The organism is Streptomyces sp. NPDC041108, assembly GCF_055592645.1.
On sequence record NZ_JBVIYK010000005.1, the window covers coordinates 316759 to 340724 of the forward strand.

General features: G+C 72.0%; 20 protein-coding genes. 11 read left to right on the forward strand and 9 right to left on the reverse strand.

Translation table 11 applies throughout. From position 1 onward, the window contains the following. Positions 1-98: 98 nt before the first annotated feature. A complete protein-coding gene (locus tag ACZ6BB_RS17130) occupies positions 99-3416 on the reverse strand; it encodes a helix-turn-helix transcriptional regulator (RefSeq protein WP_471615978.1) in 3318 nt (1105 codons plus the stop codon). Positions 3417-3688: 272 nt separating this feature from the next. Here ACZ6BB_RS17130 and ACZ6BB_RS17135 point away from each other — a divergent pair, with 272 nt between their 5' ends. Further along, entirely contained in the window at positions 3689-4321 is a 633-nt protein-coding gene (locus tag ACZ6BB_RS17135) for a hypothetical protein (protein ID WP_471615979.1), read from the forward strand. A gap of 102 nt (positions 4322-4423) precedes the next feature. Here ACZ6BB_RS17135 and ACZ6BB_RS17140 read toward each other — a convergent pair whose 3' ends face one another. The 3 genes from ACZ6BB_RS17140 to ACZ6BB_RS17150 all read right to left on the reverse strand — a co-directional run bounded on the left by ACZ6BB_RS17140 (position 4424) and on the right by ACZ6BB_RS17150 (position 7424). Then, positions 4424-5224 carry a DsbA family protein gene (locus ACZ6BB_RS17140; RefSeq protein WP_471615980.1) on the reverse strand — a complete coding sequence of 267 codons (801 nt, stop codon included), beginning with the start codon at positions 5222-5224 and terminating at the stop codon, positions 4424-4426. 80 nt (positions 5225-5304) lie between these two features. Continuing rightward, a complete protein-coding gene (locus tag ACZ6BB_RS17145) occupies positions 5305-5991 on the reverse strand; it encodes a hypothetical protein (protein WP_471615981.1) in 687 nt (228 codons plus the stop codon). A 98-nt stretch (positions 5992-6089) separates the two neighbouring features. Further along, a complete protein-coding gene (locus tag ACZ6BB_RS17150) occupies positions 6090-7424 on the reverse strand; it encodes a DUF2252 domain-containing protein (RefSeq protein ID WP_471615982.1) in 1335 nt (444 codons plus the stop codon). Between the two features lie 217 nt (positions 7425-7641). Here ACZ6BB_RS17150 and dnaE point away from each other — a divergent pair, with 217 nt between their 5' ends. Then, positions 7642-11181, forward strand: coding sequence for a DNA polymerase III subunit alpha (dnaE, locus tag ACZ6BB_RS17155; RefSeq protein ID WP_471615983.1), 3540 nt, complete (start codon positions 7642-7644; stop codon positions 11179-11181). A gap of 105 nt (positions 11182-11286) precedes the next feature. Here the strand turns inward: dnaE and ACZ6BB_RS17160 are convergent, their stop codons facing one another. Beyond that, entirely contained in the window at positions 11287-11451 is a 165-nt protein-coding gene (locus tag ACZ6BB_RS17160; RefSeq protein ID WP_471615984.1) for a hypothetical protein, read from the reverse strand. 243 nt (positions 11452-11694) lie between these two features. Here ACZ6BB_RS17160 and ACZ6BB_RS17165 point away from each other — a divergent pair, with 243 nt between their 5' ends. From ACZ6BB_RS17165 to ACZ6BB_RS17180, 4 genes are all read left to right on the forward strand, one after another. Beyond that, positions 11695-12918, forward strand: coding sequence for an NYN domain-containing protein (locus ACZ6BB_RS17165; protein ID WP_471615985.1), 1224 nt, complete (start codon positions 11695-11697; stop codon positions 12916-12918). A 145-nt stretch (positions 12919-13063) separates the two neighbouring features. Then, complete coding sequence (locus ACZ6BB_RS17170) at positions 13064-14089, forward strand: ABC transporter ATP-binding protein (RefSeq protein ID WP_471615986.1); 1026 nt, start codon at positions 13064-13066, stop codon at positions 14087-14089. Between the two features lie 70 nt (positions 14090-14159). Beyond that, positions 14160-15020 (forward strand): ABC transporter permease, encoded by an 861-nt coding sequence (locus tag ACZ6BB_RS17175; RefSeq protein WP_471615987.1) that lies wholly within the window; start codon positions 14160-14162, stop codon positions 15018-15020. Positions 15021-15054: 34 nt separating this feature from the next. Beyond that, the gene (locus ACZ6BB_RS17180; RefSeq protein ID WP_471615988.1) at positions 15055-15717 is read left to right on the forward strand and encodes a DUF2567 domain-containing protein; all 663 of its coding nucleotides are present in this window, start codon (positions 15055-15057) and stop codon (positions 15715-15717) included. 124 nt (positions 15718-15841) lie between these two features. Here the strand turns inward: ACZ6BB_RS17180 and ybaK are convergent, their stop codons facing one another. The 4 genes from ybaK to ACZ6BB_RS17200 all read right to left on the reverse strand — a co-directional run bounded on the left by ybaK (position 15842) and on the right by ACZ6BB_RS17200 (position 19944). After that, the gene (ybaK, locus tag ACZ6BB_RS17185; RefSeq protein WP_471615989.1) at positions 15842-16342 is read right to left on the reverse strand and encodes a Cys-tRNA(Pro) deacylase; all 501 of its coding nucleotides are present in this window, start codon (positions 16340-16342) and stop codon (positions 15842-15844) included. Positions 16343-16359: 17 nt separating this feature from the next. Beyond that, positions 16360-17100, reverse strand: a complete 741-nt coding sequence (locus tag ACZ6BB_RS17190) for an LON peptidase substrate-binding domain-containing protein (RefSeq protein ID WP_059080661.1) — start codon at positions 17098-17100, stop codon at positions 16360-16362. Between the two features lie 70 nt (positions 17101-17170). Continuing rightward, entirely contained in the window at positions 17171-18181 is a 1011-nt protein-coding gene (locus ACZ6BB_RS17195) for a hypothetical protein (protein ID WP_471615990.1), read from the reverse strand. 179 nt (positions 18182-18360) lie between these two features. Further along, positions 18361-19944 carry an oxidoreductase gene (locus ACZ6BB_RS17200; RefSeq protein ID WP_471615991.1) on the reverse strand — a complete coding sequence of 528 codons (1584 nt, stop codon included), beginning with the start codon at positions 19942-19944 and terminating at the stop codon, positions 18361-18363. Positions 19945-20148: 204 nt separating this feature from the next. Between ACZ6BB_RS17200 and hisD the strand changes: the two genes are divergently transcribed. From hisD to hisH, 5 genes are read left to right on the forward strand one after another with little or no spacing between them, the layout of a single operon-like run. After that, the gene (gene hisD / locus ACZ6BB_RS17205) at positions 20149-21471 is read left to right on the forward strand and encodes a histidinol dehydrogenase (protein ID WP_471615992.1); all 1323 of its coding nucleotides are present in this window, start codon (positions 20149-20151) and stop codon (positions 21469-21471) included. Continuing rightward, a complete protein-coding gene (locus ACZ6BB_RS17210; RefSeq protein WP_471615993.1) occupies positions 21468-22577 on the forward strand; it encodes a histidinol-phosphate transaminase in 1110 nt (369 codons plus the stop codon). The genes hisD and ACZ6BB_RS17210 overlap by 4 nt, the downstream gene beginning before the upstream one ends. Then, positions 22574-23167 carry an imidazoleglycerol-phosphate dehydratase HisB gene (hisB, locus tag ACZ6BB_RS17215; RefSeq protein WP_329899018.1) on the forward strand — a complete coding sequence of 198 codons (594 nt, stop codon included), beginning with the start codon at positions 22574-22576 and terminating at the stop codon, positions 23165-23167. The genes ACZ6BB_RS17210 and hisB overlap by 4 nt, the downstream gene beginning before the upstream one ends. Further along, positions 23164-23328, forward strand: a complete 165-nt coding sequence (locus tag ACZ6BB_RS17220; protein ID WP_005478154.1) for a hypothetical protein — start codon at positions 23164-23166, stop codon at positions 23326-23328. The genes hisB and ACZ6BB_RS17220 overlap by 4 nt, the downstream gene beginning before the upstream one ends. Continuing rightward, positions 23319-23966, forward strand: a complete 648-nt coding sequence (hisH, locus tag ACZ6BB_RS17225; RefSeq protein WP_383889874.1) for an imidazole glycerol phosphate synthase subunit HisH — start codon at positions 23319-23321, stop codon at positions 23964-23966. The genes ACZ6BB_RS17220 and hisH overlap by 10 nt, the downstream gene beginning before the upstream one ends.

Below are 23966 nucleotides of genomic sequence, written 5' to 3' on the forward strand. Positions count from 1 at the left end.
CCGACCGGGGAGGCGGTGAGGCGGTGAGGTGGGAAGGCGGGGAGGCTGGGAGCGCTGACCGGCTGAGGGGTCGTCAGCCGCTCCGTCGCGGCCCGTCGTCACCTCTCGTCGGCGTACTTCCTGGCCAGGGCGATCAGGGCGGCGCGGTCGGGGCGGCCGGTGCGGTCCCGGAGGCTGGCGAGGTGCTTCTCCACGGTGCGGGGGGAGAGGAACAGGTGCTCGGCGATCTCCTGGTTGCCGAGCCGGGCGCCCAGCAGGCGCAGGACCTCGTACTCCCGCGCGGTCACGCCCGCACGCCGGAGTTCCCCCGGGACGGCGTCGTGGCCCTGACGGCGGCGGGGCACGGGCGAGCCGGACTCGCGCAGCAGGGCCCGGCACGCGGCGGACACACGCGTGGTGCCCCGCTCGTGGAAGAACTGCTCGGCGGCGCGCAGCCATTCGACGGGCCGGCCCCAGCCGTCGGCGAGCGCGGCCTCGGCGCCCAGGCGCAGACAGAGGTGCGCGGCCAGGGGGACCGTGGCCGTTCCGGTCAGCGCCTCCTCGGCCGTCTTGGCGGCCTCGGCGGCGCGGCCCTCGCGGCCCAGCAGGACGGCCCGGGACCAGCCGGCGAAGGGGCGGTCCCACTGGACCTGGGCGAGCCGTTCCGTGCCGGGGCCGTCCAGTTCACCCCAGCCGATCGCGCCGCGCAGGGTGCGCAACAGGAGGTACGGGCCGAGGAAGCCGGTGACGCCGCCGGTACTGGGCAGCGCGCGCATGACGCCGTCCGCCTCCGTGAACTCGGCCAGCGCACGGTCGGGTTCCTCGCGCAGCAGCGAGCAGATGCCCTGCGCCCAGCCCCACACGGAGGTGTCGGCGTAGCCCCAGAGCGCCCCGGCGCTCCGCCCGGCGAGGGCGCGCTCCAGGGTGCGCAGCGTGGTGTCGAGCTTCTCCCGCTCCCCGAGCGAGGCGGCGATGATGCCGTCGACGCCGACACCGATCAGTTCCACCTCCCTCAGCCGCAGTCTGCGGGCCGTCGCCTGCAGCCGGCGCGCGGACTCCGTCGCCCGGTCGTGTTCGTCGCGCAGGATGTGGGCGAGGGTCAGATGCATGTCGGCCCAGGCCGTCATGAGCACCGCGCCGGTGTCCTCGGCGGCTCTCCGCGCGGCGAGCAGCCGGTCCGTGCCGGTGAACCGGACACGGTCGAGCACGCCCAGTTCCAGCAGACCGCGGATCCGCCAGACCGGCAGCGCATGGGCCTCGGCGGTGGCCACCAGCCGGGCGAACGCCTCCTCCGCCTCGCCGAGGTCCCGCGGCCGCAGGCAGTAGCCGAGCATGTTCAGCGCCTTGCACGCCACCTCCGGCAGCCCGACCTCCTCGGCGGTCGCGACGGCACCCTCGGCGAGTGCGCGGGCGCTCTCCAGCCGGTCCGGGCGCTGCGAGTTGAGCACGAGGTGGGCGGCGACCGCGTCCAGGGCGGCGCGGGCCGCCGGGTCGGGCATGTCGCCGAGCAGGTCCCGCGCCTGCCGTACGGCGGCCAGGCCCTCCTCCCACTGCTGGGCGGTCGCGGCGGCCCGCGCGCGGGCGAGAAACCCCGCCGCCCGGCGTGTGGCCGGCGCGCCCCACACCGTCAGGACGCGGTCCAGCCGGTCCCCGAGCTCGGGCACGCGCCGTACGTCACCGGTGAGGACCAGCGTGCTGAGCAGTTGCTCCAGCAGCCGGGCCACGGCCTCGGGCGGCGCGTCCGGCGTGCCGGCGGTCAGCTCCAGGCCCCGGTCGAGGAGTTCGACGGCGGTCAGCAACGCACCCCGCGCGACGGCCTGCCGCCCGGCCCGGACGAGCAGCACGGCCGCCCGCGCCGGCCGCCCCGCGGCCACGCACAGCTCCGCGGCGAGCCGGTACAGGTCGTCGCCGGCGTCCGCGCCGAGGGGTGGGTGCGGCCGGCCCGGATCGGGGGACGGACCGGGGGCGGCGGGCGTGTCGGGGTGTGTCACGCCGGGTGTGTTCGGGAGTGTCGGACCGTCCCCGCCGGCGGTCGCGCCGTCGCGGCGCGCCGCCCCGTCGCGGCGCGTCACGGCGGGACGCGCCGTGTCGTGGTGCGGCCCGGTGTGATCCGCCCCCGCAGGGGCCACTTCCGCAGCCCTCGTGCCCACGTCGGCGGATCCCTCGTCCGCGGTCTCTTCTCGCCCCACCCCCTTCGCCGCCTCGATCGCGTCCGCGGCCGCCAGGCACAGGGCCGCGCGTTCCGGTGGGAGGAGGCTCTGGGTGATGGCGTCGGCGGTGAGGGCGTGGCGGAAGGTGTGCCAGCCGGGGTCCGAGGCGGTGGTGGCGCCGGAGACGAGATGGGCACGGGCCGCGTGGCGGAGCTGGGTGAGGGCGGTGGCGTGGTCCAGGCCCGCGGCGCGGGCGGCGATGTCGACGGGGAAACGTCTGCCGAGGACCGCCGCCGCCTCCAGCAGGGCGATGCCGGCCGGGGGCAGCTGGTCCACGCGCTGCAGGACGGCGGCGGCGACGGTGTCGGGCACCCTGGCGTCCAGCGAGCCCGCCACCGTCCAGCGGGAACCCTCGTCCTGGACGAGACCGCCGCCGTCGACCATGGCCCGCAGCAGCTCCTCCACCACGAAGGGGACGCCCTCGGAAACGGTGTGCAGCCGCTCCAGCACCGCCGCCGGGACGTCCTCGGCGGTGTCGTGGCCCAGGCAGCGGGCGGCCAGCTCGGCGGTGCCGGCCGGCCCGAGGCGGGCGAGGCGGACCGTGCGCGCCGTACGACGGGACGCGGCGGCCTCGGCGAGGTCGAGCGCCGGGCCGGACTCGCCGCGCAGGGTGGCCAGCAGGACCGTCCGCTGACCGGTGAGGTTGTCCGTCAGATAGTCGACGACGGCGAGCGTGTCGGCGTCCGCGTCGTGCAGATCCTCCAGCACCAGGACGCAGCCACCGTCCCGGCCGAGGACGTGCAGGAGCCGGAGCACCGCCTCGGCGTACCCGACCAGGGGTGCGCCGTCCTGCGGTGCCGGCCCGCACAGCCGGGACAGCAACGGTTCGTAGAGGCCGAGGTCCCCGTCCGAGGGCGCCCCCTCGCCCCGTAAGCCCGAGAACACCGCCTCCGCCAGCGGGCGCAGGGGCACCGCGCGCCCGGCGGACGCGGCGCGCCCGCGCAGGACCCGTGCGCCGGTGCCCGCGGCGGCCGACGCGGCGTCCTCGACGAGCCGGGACTTGCCGATACCGGGCTCGCCCAGCACGAAGACCGACGAGCCCCGCCCATCCCGGGCCGCCCGGGCGGCGGCCGCCAGAAGATCACTCTCGGCCCGCCTGCCGACCAGCGCGGGCGACGACAGCGACGAGAAGGACGCGAAGGAGGCGTTCGACGTGGACGAGACCGACGTGAACGGCGAGGACCGCGTCGAGGAGAACGGCGACGGCACGGAAGAGAACGACGACAACTGCAGGCCCCCTGCGCCCTGTCGGGATGGTCGTGGCAACCCTCGTACGCCCGCGTACGCACCCCCCGCCGGGCATCCCTCGAAAGCGTCTTCGAGGCGCGTACAGGGTAGCCCCCACTTCCACAGGGGTCGCACAACTACATGGGGGATCTTCCCCGATATCCGGGGGCCCGGCGTCCGGCAGGCTCGTGTTCGGCAGGGCAGGGGGGACAGGGCATGCCCCGGGGGGACATGCCCTGCCTGCCTCTTTTTCTTTCGGCAGGGAGGTCGTCATGCAGCGTGCCCGGATCTGGGTCGCCGCGGGAGTGCTGGGCGCGGTCCTGTGCGGGTGTTCGTCACCCGCCTCGACCACCGGGGCCGGGAGCGGCGGCGGATCGTCGTCGGGCGGGGCCGCCGCGGACGAGCCGGAGGTCCCGGTGACGACCCAGGACCTGGAGCGGGTCTGCGCCGACAACCTCGGCTTCAAGGGGCTGCCGGCCTACGACCGTGGCAAGAGGACCGTGCACCCGGCACAGCTCATGAACAGCACCGGCGACGGCTGGACGAGCAGCGTGCCCGCCGACGGCGACTTCCCCAAGGGCTGGTTCCTCGGCTACGAGGACAAGCCGGAGGAGGCGGAGCTGGTCGTCTGTGTCGAGCGCACCAAGGCCACCGCGACCGGCAAGGTCTGCGACATGGAGGCCGACGGCAAGCCGCTGAAGATCAGGACGTACAACACCTCGTACCGGGTGCGGGTCGTCGAGGCCCGTACGGGCAAGGAGCAGTTCGGGTACAAGGGCAAGGCCGAGTCCGACGAGTGCCCGGTCTACATCTTCACCTCGGACGACGAGGACGCCGACAAGTACTACAACGAGGTCCGTCCCGAGGACTACCGCAAGCGGGTGAAGCCGTACATCGCGCCGTAGCTGCCGTAGCCGTCGTCGGGCGGGCGCCCCGGAGTCGTCCTCCCGGGCGCCCGCCCGTTCACGCGTGCGCTGAGGCGGCCGCCTGCCGCCGCCTACGGCCCGCTACTTGGTGACGCCCGCGTCCTTGAGCGCCTTCTCCCAGTCCGCGACCGTCGACGGGTTGGTGATCACCTTGTCGTTGATCTTGATGGTGGGGGTGGACTTGACCCCGTCGGCGTCGTCGAAGGACTTGCTCATCCTCATCGCCCAGGCGTCGTAGGTGCCCTTCTTCACGGCGTCCTGGAACTTCTTGTTGTTCTTCAGCGCGTCGACCGTGTTCGCCACCTTGATCAGATAGCTGTCCTTGGCGAACTCGTCGGTGGTCTCCTCCGGGTGGTACTTCACCGAGTACAACGCGGCCTTGTAGTCGAGGAACGCCTCGGGGCTGACGTTCAGGGCGGCGCCGAGGGCGCTCAGCGAGTTCTTCGAGCCCTCGCCGGTGAGGTTGCCGTCCAGGAAGGTGCCCAGCGTGAAGGAGAGCTTGTAGTCGCCGTCCTCCATGCCCTTGTTCACCGTCTCGCCGACGGTCTGCTCGAAGGCGGCGCAGGCCGGGCAGCGCGGGTCCTCGTACAGGTGGACCACGTTCTTGGACGTGGAGTCGCCGATCAGCACGGTGGTGCCGTTCTTGCCCGAGGTGTTCGCCGGGGCGACCACCGTGGCCTTGGCGGCCTCCTCCCACTGGGTGGGCTGGTTGTTCTGGACGACGGCGTAACCGATGCCGCCGGCTATCGCGAGGACCGCGACGATCGAGGAGGCGACGATCGCCTGCCGCCTGACCTTGGCGCGCTTGGCCTGACGCTCGCGCTCCAGACGCAGCCGCTCACGGGCCGCCGACTTCGCCGCGCTGCTGTTCCGCTTGCTCATGTGGATGAACTCCCTGGGAGACCGCGCACACGTGGTGCGCGGATGGGTGTGAGGGGGACCTGCTCGTGCTCAGGAGGTGGTCACGCGAAGGTGACCGAGCACGGCGGTCCACGCCGCCCCAGGGAGTGCGTGTGGAGAAGGGTGCGGGCACTGGCCGTACGGTGCGCGGTGCGCGTCGGCCGGTGCTGCGCCCGCGGGGGCCGCACCAGGACCGAGGCGAACGCGATCATTAGCGGGCGGAAACCGGTGGCGACCGCCGCGCCCAGCAGCCGGGCCAGTGCCCGCTCACCGCGCCGCAGCCAGGCGGCGGCCAGCAGTCCGACGCCGATGTGCGCGGCGAGCAGCAGCCAGGCGGCCCCCGGACCCGCGCCCGCGAGCAGCGCGGCCGCCCGCTCGGAGCCGCCGGCGACCCGCGCCAGCGGCGCGCCGACGCTGCCACCGCCGCACAGCACGTCCAGCCCGACCTGGCGCAGCGGACCCGTGACCGGGCCGCCCGCCTCGCCGTAACAGGCGTGCTGACCGGTGGTGAAGACCGTGTCGGCGGCCAGCTCCAGCGGGATCAGCACGCCGGCGATCCGCCCGAAGCCGCGCTCACGGCCGGCCAGGGCGAAGGCGACGAGGAAGACCGCGGCGGTGATGGCGGCGACGGTGGTGAGCGGGAGCGGGACCCCGGACAGCAGGACGTGCGACGCGGTGCCGAGCGTCACGACGACAGCCGTGAACAGCGCCGCGCGTACGGCTCTGAAGGGGGTCCCGGATATGTCCATGCCGTTGGAGAGTCTCCCACGCGGGCACGTAAGGGACCGCTAAAAGGTCCCTGTGAGTGCGCGAGGTCTCGTCTCCGCCGAAGTCCCTCCCGGGGGCTTCAGTGGTTGCGCAGGCCGGGGATCCGGCCGTTGCGGAAGAGGTCGACGAAGATCTGGTGGTCCTTGCGCGCGCGTGCCCCGTACGCGTGCGCGAAGTCCACCAGGAGCGGGGCGAAGCCCTCCTCGTCGGCCGCGATCGCCGCGTCGATGGCCCGCTCCGTGGAGAACGGCACCAAGGACTGCCCGGTCAGGTCGTCCGCCGCCGCGTGCATCGTGGCCGTGGCCCGGCCGAGGTCGGCGACGACCGCCGCGATCTCCTCCAGGTCGTCGATGTCGCTCCAGTCCAGGTCCACCGCGTACGGCGACACCTCCGCGACCAGCTGCCCGGCGCCGTCCAGCTCGGTCCAGCCCAGCCATGGGTCCGCGTGCGCCTGGAGGGCCCGCTGGGAGATGACCGTGCGGTGGCCCTCGTGCTGGAAGTAGTCGCGGATCCGCTGGTCGGTGATGTGCCGGGAGACGGCCGGGGTCTGGGCCTGCTTGATGTAGATCACCACATCGTTCTCCAGGGCGTCGCTCTGCCCCTCCAGCAGGATGTTGTACGACGGCAGGCCCGCCGAGCCGATGCCGATGCCCCGGCGGCCGACGACGTCCTTCACCCGGTACGAGTCCGGGCGGGTCAGCGAGGACTCCGGGAGCGTCTCCAGATAGCCGTCGAAGGCGGCCAGCACCTTGTAGCGCGTGGCCGCGTCCAGCTCGATGGAGCCGCCCCCCGGCGCGAACCGGCGCTCGAAGTCACGGATCTCCGTCATCGAGTCCAGGAGGCCGAAACGGGTCAGCGAGCGGGCGTCGCGCAGCGCGTCCAGCAGCGGACCCTGGGCCGTGTCCAGCGTGAACGGAGGCACCTCGTCCCGCTTGGCGCCGGCCGCCACGGCGTGGATCCGCTCGCGGTAGGCGGCCGCGTAGGTCTCCACCAGCTCCGTGATCTGCTCGTCGCCGAGCGCCTTCGCGTACCCGATGAGCGCCACGGAGGCGGCGAACCGCTTCAGGTCCCAGGTGAAGGGGGCGACGTACGCCTCGTCGAAGTCGTTCACGTTGAAGATCAGGCGGCCCGTGGAGTCCATGTACGTGCCGAAGTTCTCCGCGTGCAGGTCGCCGTGGATCCACACGCGCGAGGTGCGCTCGTCCAGGTAAGGACCGGAGCCCTTCTCGTCGTCCAGGTCCTTGTAGAACAGGCACGCCGTGCCCCGGTAGAACGCGAAGGCCGAGGCCGCCATCTTCCGGAACTTCACGCGGAACGCGGCCGGGTCGGCGGCCAGGAGCTGGCCGAAGGCGGTGTCGAAGACGGCGAGGATCTCCTCGCCGCGTCGCTCGTCGTCGAGCTGGGGGACCGACATCGCTGGGTGCCTCCTGGTGATCACGGGTGGGTCGACTTCTCAACGTGCGAAGGCGCGCGCGAGTGCCCGCGACTCCACTGTCGAAAGGTACGGGGGAGACCCCTCGCGGTGTCAGTCCCGAGGCATAGACTTCGACGCTGTCCCCCAGACTGTCCGCAGCCCGTGGGGAAGTCGTTCACGCCTGTTTCCCCTGTTGTGTCCCTTGGAGGCCGAAGCCGTGTCAAAGCCGCCGTTCACGCACCTGCACGTCCACACCCAGTACTCGCTGCTGGACGGTGCCGCGCGGCTCAAGGACATGTTCAACGCGTGCAACGAGATGGGCATGACCCACATCGCCATGTCCGACCACGGCAACCTCCACGGGGCCTACGACTTCTTCCACACCGCCAAGAAGGCCGGCGTCACCCCGATCATCGGCATCGAGGCGTACGTCGCCCCCGAGTCCCGGCGCAACAAGCGCAAGATCCAGTGGGGCCAGCCGCACCAGAAGCGGGACGACGTGTCCGGTTCGGGTGGTTACACGCACAAGACGATCTGGGCGGCGAACAGGACGGGCCTGCACAACCTCTTCAAGCTCTCCTCGGACGCGTACGCCGAGGGCTGGCTGCAGAAGTGGCCCCGGATGGACAAGGAGACCATCTCCCAGTGGTCCGAGGGGCTGATCGCCTCCACCGGCTGCCCCTCCGGCGAACTGCAGACCCGGCTGCGCCTCGGCCAGTTCGACGAGGCGGTGAAGGCGGCCTCCGAGTACCAGGACATCTTCGGCAAGGACCGCTACTTCCTGGAACTGATGGACCACGGCATCGACATCGAGCACCGGGTCCGCGAGGACCTGCTGCGCGTCGGCAAGAAGCTCGGCATCCCGCCGCTGGTCACGAACGACTCGCACTACACGTACGCGCACGAGGCGGCCGCGCACGACGCGCTGCTGTGCATCCAGACCGGCAAGAACCTCTCCGACCCGGACCGCTTCAAGTTCGACGGCACCGGCTACTACCTCAAGTCCACCGACGAGATGTACGCCGTCGACTCCTCGGACGCCTGGCAGGAGGGCTGCGCCAACACCCTGCTGGTGGCCGAGCAGATCGACACCTCCGGCATGTTCGAGGCCAAGAACCTCATGCCGAAGTTCGACATCCCCGAGGGTTTCACCGAGGTCACGTGGTTCCGCGAGGAGACCATGCGCGGCATGCACCGCCGCTTCCCGGACGGCATCCCGGACGACCGCATGAAGCAGGTCGAGTACGAGATGGACACCATCATCTCGATGGGCTTCCCGGGATACTTCCTCGTGGTCGCCGACTTCATCATGTGGGCCAAGAGCCAGGGCATCGCGGTCGGCCCCGGCCGAGGCTCCGCGGCAGGCTCGATCGTCGCGTACGCCATGGGCATCACCGACCTCGACCCGATCCCGCACGGACTGATCTTCGAGCGGTTCCTCAACCCCGAGCGCATCTCCATGCCCGATGTCGACATCGACTTCGACGAGCGCCGGCGCGTCGAGGTGATCCGGTACGTGACCGAGAAGTACGGCGCCGACAAGGTCGCCATGATCGGCACCTACGGCAAGATCAAGGCGAAGAACGCCATCAAGGACTCCGCGCGCGTGCTGGGCTACCCGTACGCGATGGGCGACCGGCTCACCAAGGCGATGCCCGCCGACGTCCTCGGCAAGGGCATCGACCTCAACGGCATCACCGACCCCTCCCACCCGCGCTACAGCGAGGCGGGCGAGATCCGGTCGATGTACGAGAACGAACCGGACGTGAAGAAGGTCATCGACACCGCCAAGGGCGTCGAGGGCCTGGTCCGGCAGATGGGCGTGCACGCGGCCGGCGTGATCATGTCCAGCGAGCCCATCGTCGACCACGCCCCGATCTGGGTGCGGCACACCGACGGCGTCACGATCACCCAGTGGGACTACCCGCAGTGCGAGTCGCTCGGCCTGCTGAAGATGGACTTCCTGGGCCTGCGCAACCTCACGATCATGGACGACGCCATCAAGATGGTGAAGGCCAACAAGGGCATCGACCTGGAGATGCTCGCCCTCCCGCTGGACGATCCCAAGACCTTCGAACTGCTCTGCCGCGGCGACACCCTCGGCGTCTTCCAGTTCGACGGCGGCCCGATGCGCTCCCTGCTCCGCCAGATGCAGCCCGACAACTTCGAGGACATCTCCGCCGTCTCGGCCCTCTACCGGCCGGGCCCGATGGGCATGAACTCGCACATCAACTACGCGGAGCGCAAGAACAAGCGCCAGGAGATCACGCCGATCCACAAGGAGCTGGAGGAGCCGCTCGAAGAGGTCCTCGCGGTCACCTACGGCCTGATCGTCTACCAGGAGCAGGTGCAGAAGGCCGCCCAGATCATCGCCGGGTACTCGCTCGGCGAGGCAGACATCCTCCGCCGGGTGATGGGCAAGAAGAAGCCCGAGGAGCTGGCGAAGAACTTCACCATCTTCCAGGCCGGCGCCAAGAAGAACGGCTACAGCGACGAGGCCATCCAGGCCCTGTGGGACGTCCTGGTCCCCTTCGCCGGCTACGCCTTCAACAAGGCCCACTCCGCCGCGTACGGCCTGGTCTCCTACTGGACCGCGTACCTCAAGGCCAACTACCCGGCCGAGTACATGGCCGCGCTGCTCACCTCGGTCAAGGACGACAAGGACAAGTCGGCGGTCTACCTCAACGAGTGCCGGCGCATGCGCATCAAGGTGCTCCCGCCGAACGTCAACGAGTCCGAGCACAACTTCGCCGCCCAGGGCGACGACGTCATCCTGTTCGGCCTCGAAGCCGTGCGCAACGTCGGCACGAACGTGGTCGAGTCGATCATCCGCAGCCGCAAGGCCAAGGGGAAGTACGCCTCCTTCCCCGACTACCTCGACAAGGTCGAGGCCGTCGCCTGCAACAAGCGCACCACGGAGTCGCTGATCAAGGCGGGCGCGTTCGACACGATGGGGCACACCCGCAAGGGCCTCACCGCGCACTTCGACTCGATGATCGACAACGTGGTCGCGGTCAAGCGCAAGGAGGCCGAGGGGCAGTTCGACCTCTTCGGCGGCATGGGTGAGGAGGAGAGCAGCGAGCCGGGCTTCGGACTCGACGTCGAGTTCACCACCGACGAGTGGGAGAAGACCTATCTCCTCGCCCAGGAGCGGGAGATGCTCGGTCTCTACGTCTCCGACCACCCCCTCTTCGGACTGGAGCACGTGCTCTCCGACAAGGCCGACGCGGGCATCGCCCAGCTCACCGGCGGCGAGCACGCGGACGGCGCGGTCGTCACCATCGGCGGCATCATCTCCGGCCTCCAGCGCAAGATGACCAAGCAGGGCAACGCCTGGGCCATCGCCACCGTGGAGGACCTCGCCGGTTCCATCGAGTGCATGTTCTTCCCGGCGTCGTACCAGCTCGTGTCGACCCAACTCGTCGAGGACGCGGTCGTGTTCGTCAAGGGCCGCCTCGACAAGCGTGAGGAGGTGCCGCGGCTGGTCGCCATGGAGATGCAGGTCCCCGACCTGTCGAACGCGGGCACCAACGCGCCGGTGATCCTCACCATCCCGGCCACCCGTGTCACTCCGCCCATGGTCAGCCGGCTCGGCGAGATCCTCACCCACCACAAGGGCGACAGCGAGGTCCGGATCAGGCTCCAGGGCCCCACGAAGACGACCGTGCTGCGCCTGGACCGGCACCGGGTGAAGCCGGACCCGGCCCTGTTCGGCGATCTGAAGGTGCTGCTCGGCCCGTCCTGCCTGGCCGGCTGAGCGGAGCCCGGCGGGCCGGGGTGGCGTGAACGCGCGAGGGGCGCATCCGGTGTTCCGGACGCGCCCCTCGGTGTGTCCGGGCTGCAACAGCCCGTCCCGCCGATGTCAGTTGTGACCGAAACGCTTCTGCCGGCCCTTGCGGGCCATGTCGCCGGGTGTCACCTGCGTCATGCGGGTCTCGGTCTGCGACTCCAGCGAGGACTGCTGGGACTCCTGCTGACCACGCTCGGACTGCGGCTGCTTACGGTCCTGCTTCTTGTTCTTGGCCATGGTGATCTGCCTCCTGAAGGGGGTCTAGGGGCCAGGGCCGCGACCAGATTCACATAGCATGACAAGGCGCGCATTTCGGAACATCACCGTCCGTGACGAGAGTTGTCGACCGTGTGCCGTGTCACGGGAGGCCGTGCGGTGAAGACGCCACGCCGAAGATCGAGTTCCGGCCGTTAACCTCCGCGCGGTCGGGCAGACTCGAAGGAAGCCCGAAGCAAACCTCCCGGAAAGAGGGTGGATCGCGTGGACCGCTGCATCGTCCTGGTGGACGCCGGGTATCTGCTCGGCGCGGCCGCCAGCCTCCTCGCCGGGGAACCCTCCCGCTCCCGCATCACCGTCGATCACGCCGCCCTCATCCAGGGGCTGCGCGAGCGCGCCGAGGCCGACACCGAGCGGCCGTTGCTGCGCATCTACTGGTTCGACGGCGCCCCCGACCGCGTCCCGCAGCCCGAGCACCGCAGGCTGCGCGTGATGCCCCGGGTGACCGTGCGGCTCGGCGCGCTGACCCGGAGCGACGGGCGGTGGGCCCAGAAGGGCGTGGACGCCGCCATGCACGCCGAACTGACCGAACTGGCCCGCAACCGCGCCTGCTCCGACGTGGTCCTCGTGACCGGTGACGGAGATCTGCTGCCGGGCATGATGGCCGCCAAGGAGCACGGCGTCGCCGTCCACCTGTGGGCCGTGCAGGCCGCCGACGGTGACTACAACCAGTCCGAGGACCTGGTGGCCGAGGCCGACGAACGGCGTGTGCTCGACCGGATGTGGATCACCAAGGCCGTGCGGGCCAAGGATGTCGGCGGGGTCTGCGCGCCGCAGCCGGTGCCGAGGCCGGAGATCGCCGCGATCCTGTCGGCGCCGCTGCCCGAGTCGGCCCTCGCGGCCGCCGCCGAGCGGGCGCCGGGGGAGGCCGAGCACGCCTCGGCGGCGGGCGCCGCGCGCAACGGGGCCGAGGAGCGGGCGGCCCCGCACAAGGGCGTACCGACACCGAAGGACCTCGCGGCGATGCGGGCACCGGGGGCACACACCTCCCAGCACCCGGCGACGGCCACCCTGCGGTGGTCCTCCGACAAGGGCTGGGTGGACCGGCCCGGCGGCGCGGCGGAGCCGCCCGAGGCGGCGGCGATGCCGACACTGGCCCAGCTGACCAGTGCGGAGCAGCGGTGGGCCGACCGGGAGGAGGACATCACCACGGTCGGCGGCGACCCCTTCGAGGTCGGACAGGTGTTCGCCCGGCGGTGGATGGCCCGGCTGACCGACCAGACGCATCTGCAGAAGCTGTCGGGGATGTATCCGCGGGTGCCGCACCGGGTCGACGGGGAACTGCTGCGGTACGCGGCACGGTTCGGACTGCTGGCGCACAAGGACGATCAGATCGACGAGCACGACCGGTACGCGATCAGGGCCGGGTTCTGGCGGGAGATCGACGCGCGGACGGGGGTCGAGCATGCGCCGGCCGGGGAGCGGTGAGGGCGCCTCTCGGGCCGGCGCCGGCTGTTTTCGGGCGACCGCGGGCTGATTCCGGCTGGTCGCGCGGTTCCCCGCGCCCCTGACGGAGCACGCTGCGGTGCCCCGGAGAGGGGACGGCCCTCCGGACCCCTTAGGCTCGTTCCTCGTGAGTACGCGTACGGCACAGGCGGTCCGGCATGGTGGGGATGTCGTGTGTGCCGTGCGGGGGCTCACCAAGACGTATCCGGCGGCCCGGGGACGCCGCGGGACGCCGGGGACTCCCGAGGTGCGGGCCAACGACGCGGTGGCGCTGGAGATCCGGCGCGGTGAGATCTTCGGACTGCTCGGACCCAACGGGGCGGGCAAGACCACGCTCGTACGGCAGCTCACCGGGCTGATGCGGCCCGACGACGGCACCGTCGAGATCCTGGGCCACGACATCGTGCGCCATCCTGAGCGGGCCGCGCGGATCCTCGCCTATCTCGGGCAGGAGTCGACCGCCCTGGACGAGCTCACCGTGGCCCTCGCCGCGGAGACCACGGGGCGGCTGCGCGGCCTGGAGGTACGACGGGCGCGGGCCGAGCGGGACGCCGTGCTGGAGGAGCTGGGTCTGACCGGGCTCGCCGCACGGCCGCTGAAGAAGCTGTCCGGCGGGCAGCGGCGGCTCGCCTGCTTCGCCACCGCGCTCGTCGGGGAGCGGCCCCTGCTGGTGCTCGACGAGCCGACCAGCGGTATGGACCCGGTGGCCCGGCGGGCCGTGTGGGCCGCCGTCGACCGGCGGCGGGCACAGTCCGGGACCACCGTCCTGCTGGTCACCCACAACGTCATCGAGGCGGAGACCGTGCTCGACCGCGTCGCCGTCCTCGACCAGGGACGGGTCATCGCCTGCGACACCCCCGCCGGACTGAAGGAGCGGGTCGCGGGCGAGGTGCGCGTCGAACTGGTGTGGCGGGACAGCGCCCCGCTGGACGTGCCCGAGGTCGCCGCCCTGCGCCCGCGCGCCGTGGAGTCCGGGCGCCGCTGGACGCTCCGGCTCGCCCCCGAGGAGGCGCGCGCGGTGGTGGCCACGGTGACCGGGGGCGCCGCCTTCGTGGCGCTCGACGACTTCACCCTCGCCACGCCGAGTCTGGAGGACGTCTACCTGGCCCTCGGCGGCAGCGCGGGCAGCGCACACGGACTGGTCAAGGGGTGAGGGACACGGGCGTGAACCGGAGCAAGGCCGGTGCGGACGTGAACGGCAGGGCTGCCGCGACCGTACGACAATGGGCGACAGCCGAAGCGCAGAGGAGCAGCACGACGTGAGTGTCGTACCCGCCGAGATCCTGCCGGGCCAGGCCCTGGCCGCAGAGGGGCGCGTGGCGCGCGAAGCCGCCGAGCTGGGGCCCCGCGCGCGCCTGTGGCCCTCGCTGTGCGCCGTGTACCGGGCGCAGCTGTCCCGGGCCCGGGTCGCGCGGATCCCGCTGCTGTTCGTGGCCACGTTCCAGTCCGTCGGGATCATGATCCTGATGCGCGGAGTGGTGGACGGCGGGGCCGAGGCACACGCCGTGGTCGCCGGTTCGGCGGTCCTGGTCGTCGCCTTCGTCGCCCTGAACCTGCTGGCCCAGTACTTCGGGCAGCTGCGGTCCAACGGCGGACTGGACCACTACGCGACGCTGCCGGTGCCGCCGGCGGCGGTGGTGCTGGGCGCGGCGGGGGCGTACGCCTCGTTCACCGTGCCGGGGGCCGTCGTGACCGCCGTCTTCGGCTGTGTGCTCTTCGGACTGCCGCTGGCCCACCTCTGGGTGCTCGCCGCCGTGATCCCGCTCGCCGGGGCCGCGCTCGCCGGGCTGGGCGCCGCGCTGGGTCTGCTCGCCCCGCGTCCGGAACTGGCCACCGTCCTCGGGCAGCTGGGTATGTCGGCGGCGCTGCTGCTGGGGGTGCTGCCGGCCGACCGGATGCCGGGCTTCGTGCAGTTCGCCCGGGACCTGCTGCCCTCGACGTACGGCGTGGAGGCCCTCGCGCGGACCTTCGGGCCGAACCCCGACTGGGCGTTCGTGCTCGGGGACCTCGCCGTGTGCGCGGGGGTCGGGGTCGTCTCGCTCGCCGTCGCCACCTGGGCATACCGGCGGGCCGCCGTCCGGTGACGCGGCGCGCGGCCGGGCCTGGCACGATGGCAGGGTGACCGCACCGTTGACTCCCCCTCCGCCGCCGCACAACCAGTCCCCGAACGACCCCTGGGGTCCGCCGCCCGCCGGCGGCGGGGGCGAGGCGGACCTCTGGTACGAGCCGCAGAAGCCGGCCGGTCCCGGACTGCGGACCGAGTTGACCGAGGCCGCCGTCGTCACCGTGGTCACCGCGCTGGTCGGCGGGGTGCTGCTGGGTCTGCTGTGGTGGTGGCTCGCGCCGCACGTGCCGCTCGTCTCCGACGGGTCGGCGGTCTACTTCAAGGACACCGAGGGCGAACAGGCCGTGGGGGTCGACGGGACGTTCATACTCCTGGCCCTCGGTGCCGGCGCGCTGTCCGCGCTCGTCGTCTTCCTGCTGCGCCGGCACGGCGGGGTGCCGCTCGTCGTGGCGCTCACCGTCGGCGGCCTGCTGGGAGGCGTGCTGGCGTGGCGGCTCGGGGTCTGGCTCGGGCCCGAGACCGATGTCGCGGCGCGGGCGAAGGAGGTCGGGCAGGGGGTGACGTTCTCCGCGCCTCTGAAGCTGGCGGCGAAGGGGGCGCTGCTGGTGTGGCCGATGGCGGCGATGCTGGTGCACCTGTGTCTGACCGCGGTGTTCGGGCCGCGGGATCCGGAGCCGGGTGTGTCCGAGGACGGGTACGGCTCGCCGAGCGCGTGAGGGCCCTCGGCGCGTTCGGGGTGCGCGTTCGGGCGCGGGTGGGCGGGGGCCTGCGGGCGCGGGGAACCGCGCGGGAAGCCCCACCGGACCCGCACCTCACGTACGTACCGCGCCCCCCGGAGGGTCACCCGCGGCCGATGGGCGCCGCGACCGCCTCCGTCAGCTTCAGCAGGTCCTGAGGGGACAGCTCGACCTCCAGGCCGCGCCGCCCCGCCGAGACGCAGATCGTGTCGTGGCCCTCCGCGGACGCGTCCAGCACCGTGCGGAGCCTCTTGCGCTGGCCGAGGGGGGAGATACCGCCCCGGACATAGCCCGTCGTGCGCTCCGCCAGAGCGGGGTCGGCCATCGCCGCCCGCTTGCCGCCGACCGCCGTCGCCAGCGCCTTCAGGTCCAGCGAGCCCGCCACCGGCACGACCGCGACCACGAGCGCGCCGTCGACGTCCGCCACCAGGGTCTTGAAGACCCGTTCGGGGGACACACCCATCGCCTCGGCCGCCTCCTCGCCGTAGGACGGATGCGCCGGATCGTGCTCGTAGGCGTGCACGGTGAACTCCACGCCCGCCGCGCTCAGGGCCACCGTCGCGGGCGTGCCGCCCGCCTGCTGCTTCTTCGACTTCTTCGCCATCGGCCTATCCGTGTACGTCAGTTGAGGCTCGTCGGGCTCCGCGTCAGCTCCGACGCGGGCAACGACGGCAGACTACGGATGATGGCGGACTCGGCGCGCAGGAGTTTCAGCTCGTCGCGCAGCCGGGACGCCGTGTCGGGGGCCTGCAGCAGCCGCTGCTTGGCGGGCGTGTCGAGCATCATCGCGGCGGCGACCAGGTACGAGACGACGGCCGGCTCGTCCGGCAGGTCCGCGCCCGTGGACAACGAGCGCTCCCGGGCGCCCGCGAGCCGTTTCTGGTACTGGCGGAACGCCCGCAGCACGCCCTCCGCGAGCGCGCCCGCCTCGTCACCTGCGTCCTCCGGCAACTCCTCCAGATCCGCCACGAGGAACGGGCCCGAGGTGTCCACCGAGAGCAGCCGCACCCGGGTCGTCCCGGTCGCGAGCACCTCGTACGTGCCGTTGTCGCGCTCCCGGATCGTCGCCGCGTCCGCGATGCAGCCCACGGAGTGGAACGCCTTGGTCGGCTCGCCGCCGAAGCCCGCGGTGGGGCCCCGGTCGGGCTGGGCGGTCGGATCGGGCATGCCGGGAGCACTCGGCGCGACCTCGTGGCCGTCGCGGATGGCGACGACGGCGAAGCGGCGGGGTTGGTCCTCGGGGGTCTTCAGCAACTCGCGCATCATCGCGCGATAGCGCTCCTCGAAGATGTTCAGAGGTAGCACGAGCCCCGGGTACAACACCGAGTTCAGGGGGAAGAGCGGCAGCCGGACGGTGGTCACGAGGCCAGAGCCTAATGCTCGTCGGGGCGCGCGCGTTCGTCCGTACTCGTTTGGTGACCTCCGGCGGACGCTATCCCGCGGCCCGTCCCGGCCGCTGGGGCCGTGCGCGCAGCGGGATCGAGCACGCCACTTCCAGCCGTACGCCGTCCCGCAACTGCAGGAACTGGCCCAGCGGATCGCCCGACATCCGGTCCCACGGGAAGGACGTGGCGTACGGGCCGATCATGCGCAGCTGGGCCAGCGCGTCCGGCCAGCGTTCCAGGCGGACCAGGACGTACGTCAGCAGGTTGCGGACCTCCGCCGGCCAGGGGTCGCCCGGCTCGTACTCGGCGGAGAGCGCGATCGCGCCGTCCGCCGCCGCGTCCAGCCGCGCCCGGGGGATCACGGACCCGCCGTCCTCGGTGAGGTACGCCAGGGCCGCCCGGACCGGCAGCGCCCGGACGAGGGAGCCGGGCAGCGCGTCCTCGGCGGCCCGCTCGGCGAAGTCGAAGCACTCGCGGTGCGAGCCGTACCAGGCGGCCGAGAGGTACTTCAGGGCCGATACATGACATCCGTAGTGGTGCGGGGAGCGACGGACGGCCTCCGCCCACAGCCGCTCGAACCCGGTGTGGCCGAGGCCCGTGCCCCGGGCGTGGTCGAGGGCGATCCGCCAGGGCACCGGGTCGCGCGGCTCACCCTCCGCGGCGGCGGCGATCAGCGGACCCACCTCGCGCAGCAGTTCGACGCGGGCGGGGGAGCGCCAGCCGCGGGCCACCGCCAGCTCGGCCCTGATCAGCAGGGCGTCCGGGTCGTGCGGCGCCGCCGCGTGCCAGGCCCGCAGCCATGCGTCGCGCGCGTGGGCGTAGGTGGCGAGCCGTAACGCGTACCGGTCGCGGTTCTCCCACTCGGCGGCCTCCCGGGTGGTCGCCAGCAGCTTCGCCGCCGGCGCGTACTCACCGCGGCCGGCCGCCACCAGCGCGGGCCCGAGCCGCTCGTCCGGTGCGTCGAGCAGCACTTCGTCGTCGGCGACCAGCCCGGCGGCGAGCCGGGAGGTGTGACGTGCCATCCGGACGGTACGCACGAGCGCGCGCAGCGGCCCCATGACACCCCCTTGCGCTTGAACCGGCCCCGCTCGCGCGGACCGGGTTCCCGCTGTCGTGCCGCGCGGTCGGCGATGTCGCGACCGGCGGTTCCGCTAACAAGACGGCGGGACGGCGAGTCCGGTTGTGTGCTGCCCACATTAAGGTCCCCGGCACCGGGCGGCCCGCGGGAGGAACGGGTTCAGTTCCTGCTCAGGAGCCGGGTGGCGCCCGCCGCCACCGTCGTCGCCAGGATCCAGCCCAGGATGATCACCACCGCGGCCAGCCACTGCCAGCCGCCGCGCAGCTGCCAGTAGCCGACCTGACCCAGGTCGACGATCGGCAGCAGCAGGTCCAGGGCGAACAGGGAGGCGCTCCAGTGCGGGTGCTCGCCGCTCTTCATCGGCGGATGGTCCGACTGGGAGAAGGCCAGTGAGGTCAGCGCCCACAGCACCGCCATCCACACCGCCGCCCGGCCCGGCCGGTACCCGTAGGCGACGGTCCAGTCCTGCGCGTGGCCCCAGAGCTTGGCCGCGAGCGGCAGGCCCTGCCGCCGGTGGCGCTGCTTGGCGAGGAGCACCTCGCGGGCGCCCTCGTCGTCCCCGCCGGCCCGCAGCACGCTCGCCAGCCGCTCGTACGGCTCCGGGCTGTACTCGGCGGTCGCCGCCGCCACCCAGTCCAGCCGCCTGGCCAGCGGGAACCGGTCGCGCGGCACCAGCGACTCGTACTGGAAGCCGCCCATGTGGAGGTTGCCGGGGCCGGGCCAGCTCTCCGAGCTGTCGATCAGGACGCCGACGCGCGCCCCGGACAGGACGACCTTGCCGCGCTCCGGCCGGTCGCCGAGGAACCGCAGCTCGGGCACCTGGACGCGGCGCAGCGACAGCTCCTGTTCGTCCGTGAAGGTGAAGCGGGCCCGCTCCAGGTCGACGGAGTCGCCGAACCGCCCGTCGTCCAGCCGGATGCCGCCCGCGCACTCGAACCGCTGCACGCGGGTACCGCGCGCGGGCGTACTGCCGCTGGTGTGCAGCGGATTGCCGATGCCGGCCGGCGTCAGATACAGGGTGCGTTCGACGGTCAGCTGGGGCGCGTTCAGCGCGAGGCGGCCGTAGGGGTTGGCGAGGCGGCTGCCGCGCAGGCTGAGCGAGGCGCCGACGGTCGCGCCGCGCAGGCTCAGCTCCCCGTGCGACTCCAGCATCTCGGCCTGGACGTCCTGGGCGACGGTCAGCCCGTCGGCGGAGAGCGAACGGCCGTGCCGGTCGCGGTAGACGACCGCCTGGTTGAGCAGCAGATCGGTGCCGATGTGGGCGTCCGCCAGCCGCACCCCGTTGTGGAACCGGCAGCGCGGCAGATGCAGATCACCCTCCGTGTGCAGCCGGGCCGCCTCCAGCCGGGGCACCGAGCAGTCCACCAGACGCACGGTCGTGAACCGGGCCTCCGGCAGCAGGATCTCCTTCTCGAACCGGCAGCCCTTCATCTCCACGTACGGCACCACCTGGCCGCCCGCCAGCTCCAGGACGCCCTTGATCTGGACACCGACCAGCTTCAACGCCGAGACCCGCCCGGCCAGCGCGGGCGGCCCGTCCAGCAGCAGCCAGGCCACGATCCGTGCCCGTACGCTCCGCTCGGGTCCCCAGGGGTGGCCCCCGTGCGGGTCGTCCACGGCGAGGTCGCCGTTGCGCAGGTCGTACACGCTGCCGTTGCGGAAGGCCTGCCACATGCCCGCTTCGGCGGCGGTCAGGTCGTCCGGCAGCTCTCCGTCGTCCCGGATGCCGGGCCCCTCGCTCACAGCTCTTCCTTCCCCCGTCCTGTGTCACTCCGGCGCACCCGAGTGCACTCACGTGTATCGCGCAACTGTTTACGCTGGTGATGCCCGCTGAGTGACGTCCTGAACGCAAGACGTGAAGGTGATCTTCCGGGTTCCCGGGCCGCCTCGTATCAGCCAGTGGAACGCGCGGATGTCGGCCGACGCGGGTCTGAGAGAATTGGGAACGTGATCTCCCGAATCGATCTGCGCGGCGACGCCCTCCCGGAGGGACCCGCCCTGCGCGACCTGCTGCCCCGAGCCGACTTCGACGTCTCGGCCGCCCTGGAGAAGGTGCGTCCGATCTGCGAGGCCGTGCATCATCGGGGAGACGCGGCGCTGATCGACTTCGCGGAGAGGTTCGACGGGGTGCGCCTGACCTCCGTACGGGTCCCGGCGAAGGCCGTCGCCCAGGCGCTGGAGCAGCTCGACCCGGCCGTCCGCGCGGCCCTGGAGGAGTCGATCCGCCGCGCCCGTATCGTCCACCGCGAGCAGCGCCGCACCACGCACACCATCCAGGTCGTCCCCGGCGGCACGGTCACCGAGAAGTGGGTACCGGTCGAGCGCGTCGGCCTCTACGCCCCCGGCGGCCGCTCGGTGTATCCCTCCTCCGTGATCATGAACGTGGTCCCGGCGCAGGAGGCCGGCGTCCCCTCGATCGCCCTCGCCTCCCCGGCGCAGGCAGAGTTCGACGGACTCCCGCACCCCACGATCCTCGCGGCCTGCGCGCTGCTCGGCGTCGACGAGGTGTACGCGGCCGGTGGCGCCACCGCCGTGGCGATGTTCGCGTACGGCACCGAGTCCTGCCCGCCCGCCAACATGGTCACCGGGCCGGGCAACATCTGGGTGGCGGCCGCCAAGCGGTACTTCACCGGTGTCATCGGCATCGACTCCGAGGCGGGCCCGACCGAGATCGCCGTCCTCGCGGACGACACCGCCGACCCGGTGCACGTCGCCGCCGACCTGATCAGCCAGGCCGAGCACGACCCGCTCGCCGCCGCGGTGCTCGTCACCGACTCCGTCGCCCTCGCCGACGCGGTCGAGAAGGAACTGGAGCCGCAGGTCGAGGCCACCAAGCACGTCGAGGACCGGATCCGTCCGTCGCTGGCCGGCCGGCAGTCCGCGATCGTGCTGGTCGACGGCGTCGACGAGGGCCTCAGGGTGGTCAACGCGTACGGCGCCGAGCACCTGGAGATCCAGACCTCCGACGCCGCGGCCGTCGCCGAGCGCGTCGTCAACGCCGGCGCGATCTTCATCGGCCCCTGGGCGCCGGTCTCCCTGGGCGACTACGCGGCCGGCTCCAACCACGTGCTCCCGACCGGCGGCTGCGCCTGTCACTCCTCCGGTCTGTCCGTCCAGTCCTTCCTGCGCGGCATCCACGTCGTCGACTACACGAAGGACGCGCTGGCCGAGGTCGCGCACCACGTGGTGACGCTGGCGGAGGCGGAGGACCTGCCCGCGCACGGCGCGGCGATCAAGGCACGGTTCGGCTGGAAGGTACCCGGCAAGTGAGCTTCGGAATCGACGATCTCCCCGTACGGGACGAACTGCGCGGCAAGAGCCCCTACGGCGCGCCCCAGCTCGACGTCCCCGTCCGGCTGAACACCAACGAGAACCCCTACCCGCTGCCCGAGGCGCTGGTCGAGCGGATCACCGAGCGGGTGCGGGAGGCGGCGCGCGACCTCAACCGCTATCCGGACCGGGACGCGGTGGAGCTGCGGACCCGCCTCGCCGAGTACCTGACGGACACCTCCGGCCACGAGGTCGGCCTCGCCGACGTATGGGCCGCCAACGGCTCCAACGAGGTCATCCAGCAGCTGCTGCAGACCTTCGGGGGGCCCGGCCGCAGCGCGATCGGGTTCGAGCCCTCGTACTCGATGCACGGCCTGATCTCCCGCGGCACCGGCACGGAATGGATCTCCGGCCCCCGCAACGACGACTTCACGATCGACCTCGCCGCCGCCGAGAAGGCGATCGCCGCGCACCGGCCCGACGTCGTCTTCATCACCACCCCCAACAACCCCACCGGCACCGCCGTCCCGGGCGAGACCGTCCTGGCGCTGTACGAGGCCGCACAGGCGGCGAAGCCGTCGCTCGTCGTGGTCGACGAGGCGTACGTCGAGTTCAGTCACGGCGACTCGCTGCTGCCCCTCATCGAGGGCCGGCCGAACCTCGTCGTCTCGCGCACGATGTCGAAGGCGTTCGGCGCGGCGGGCCTGCGCCTCGGCTACCTCGCCGCCCACCCGGCGGTCGTCGACGCCGTCCAGCTGGTCCGGCTGCCGTACCACCTGTCGGCCGTCACCCAGGCGACCGCCCTGGCCGCCCTGGAGCACACCGGCACACTGCTGAAGTACGTCGAGCAGCTGAAGTCGGAGCGGGACCGGCTGGTGGGCGAACTGCTGGCGATCGGCTACGAGGTGACCGCGTCCGACGCCAACTTCGTGCAGTTCGGCCGCTTCGACGACTCCCACACCATGTGGCAGAGGATCCTCGACCGGGGCGTCCTGGTCCGGGACAACGGAGTACCGGGCTGGCTCCGGGTCACCGCCGGCACCCCCGAAGAGAACGACGCGTTCCTCGACGCGGTACGTGAACTGAAGAAGGAGACGGACGCATGAGCCGCGTAGGACGCATAGAGCGGACGACCAAGGAGACGTCGGTCCTCGTCGAGATCAACCTCGACGGCACCGGCCGGACGGAGATCTCCACCGGGGTCGGCTTCTACGACCACATGCTCGACCAGCTCGGCCGGCACGGCCTGTTCGACCTGACCGTGAAGACCGACGGCGACCTGCACATCGACTCCCACCACACCATCGAGGACACCGCGCTCGCGCTGGGCGCCGCCTTCAAGCAGGCCCTCGGCGACAAGGTGGGCATCTACCGCTTCGGCAACTGCACGGTCCCGCTGGACGAGTCGCTCGCCCAGGTGACCGTGGACCTGAGCGGCCGCCCCTACCTCGTGCACACCGAGCCCGAGAAGATGGCGCCGATGATCGGCGAGTACGACACCACGATGACCCGGCACATCCTGGAGTCCTTCGTCGCCCAGGCCCAGATCGCGCTGCACGTGCACGTGCCCTACGGCCGCAACGCGCACCACATCGTCGAGTGCCAGTTCAAGGCGCTGGCGCGGGCCCTGCGCTACGCCTCCGAGCGCGACCCGCGCGCGGTCGGCATCCTGCCCTCCACGAAGGGCGCGCTGTGAACGGCCTGTCGACCGTCCTGATCGTCGTCGGCCTCTTCCTGGTCGGCGGGATCATCTCCTTCGTCAAGCAGGGGATGCCGAAGCAGCTCGTCGTGCTGCTCTCCGTCGGCGCCGCGATGTGCCTGGTCGCCGGTGTCATGAGGCTGGAGGTGTGGAATTGAGCGCCCCCAAGAAGGTCGTCGTCTTCGACTACGGCTTCGGCAACGTGAGGTCCGCCGAGCGGGCCCTCGCACGCACCGGTGCCGAGGTCGAGATAACGCGTGACTTCGACCGGGCCATGAACGCCGACGGGCTGCTCGTGCCCGGCGTCGGCGCCTTCGCCGCCTGCATGAAGGGGCTGAAGGAGGCGCGCGGCGACTGGATCATCGACCGCCGGCTCTCCGGCGGCCGCCCGGTGATGGGCATCTGCGTCGGCATGCAGATCCTCTTCGCCCGCGGCATCGAGCACGGCGTGGAGACCGAGGGGCTCGACGAGTGGCCCGGCGCCGTCGAGCCGCTCCAGGCCGAGATCGTGCCGCACATGGGCTGGAACACCGTCGAGGCCCCGGCCGGCACGCGGCTGTTCGCCGGCCTCGACGCCGACGCCCGCTTCTACTTCGTGCACTCCTACGCCGTCCACGACTGGTCCCTGGAGACGCACAACCCCGCGCTCACCGCGCCCAAGGTCACGTGGTCGACGCACGGCAAGCCCTTCGTGGCGGCCGTGGAGAACGGCGCGCTGTGGGCCACCCAGTTCCACCCCGAGAAGTCCGGCGACGCCGGAGCGCAGCTGCTGAACAACTGGATCGGAACCCTGTAG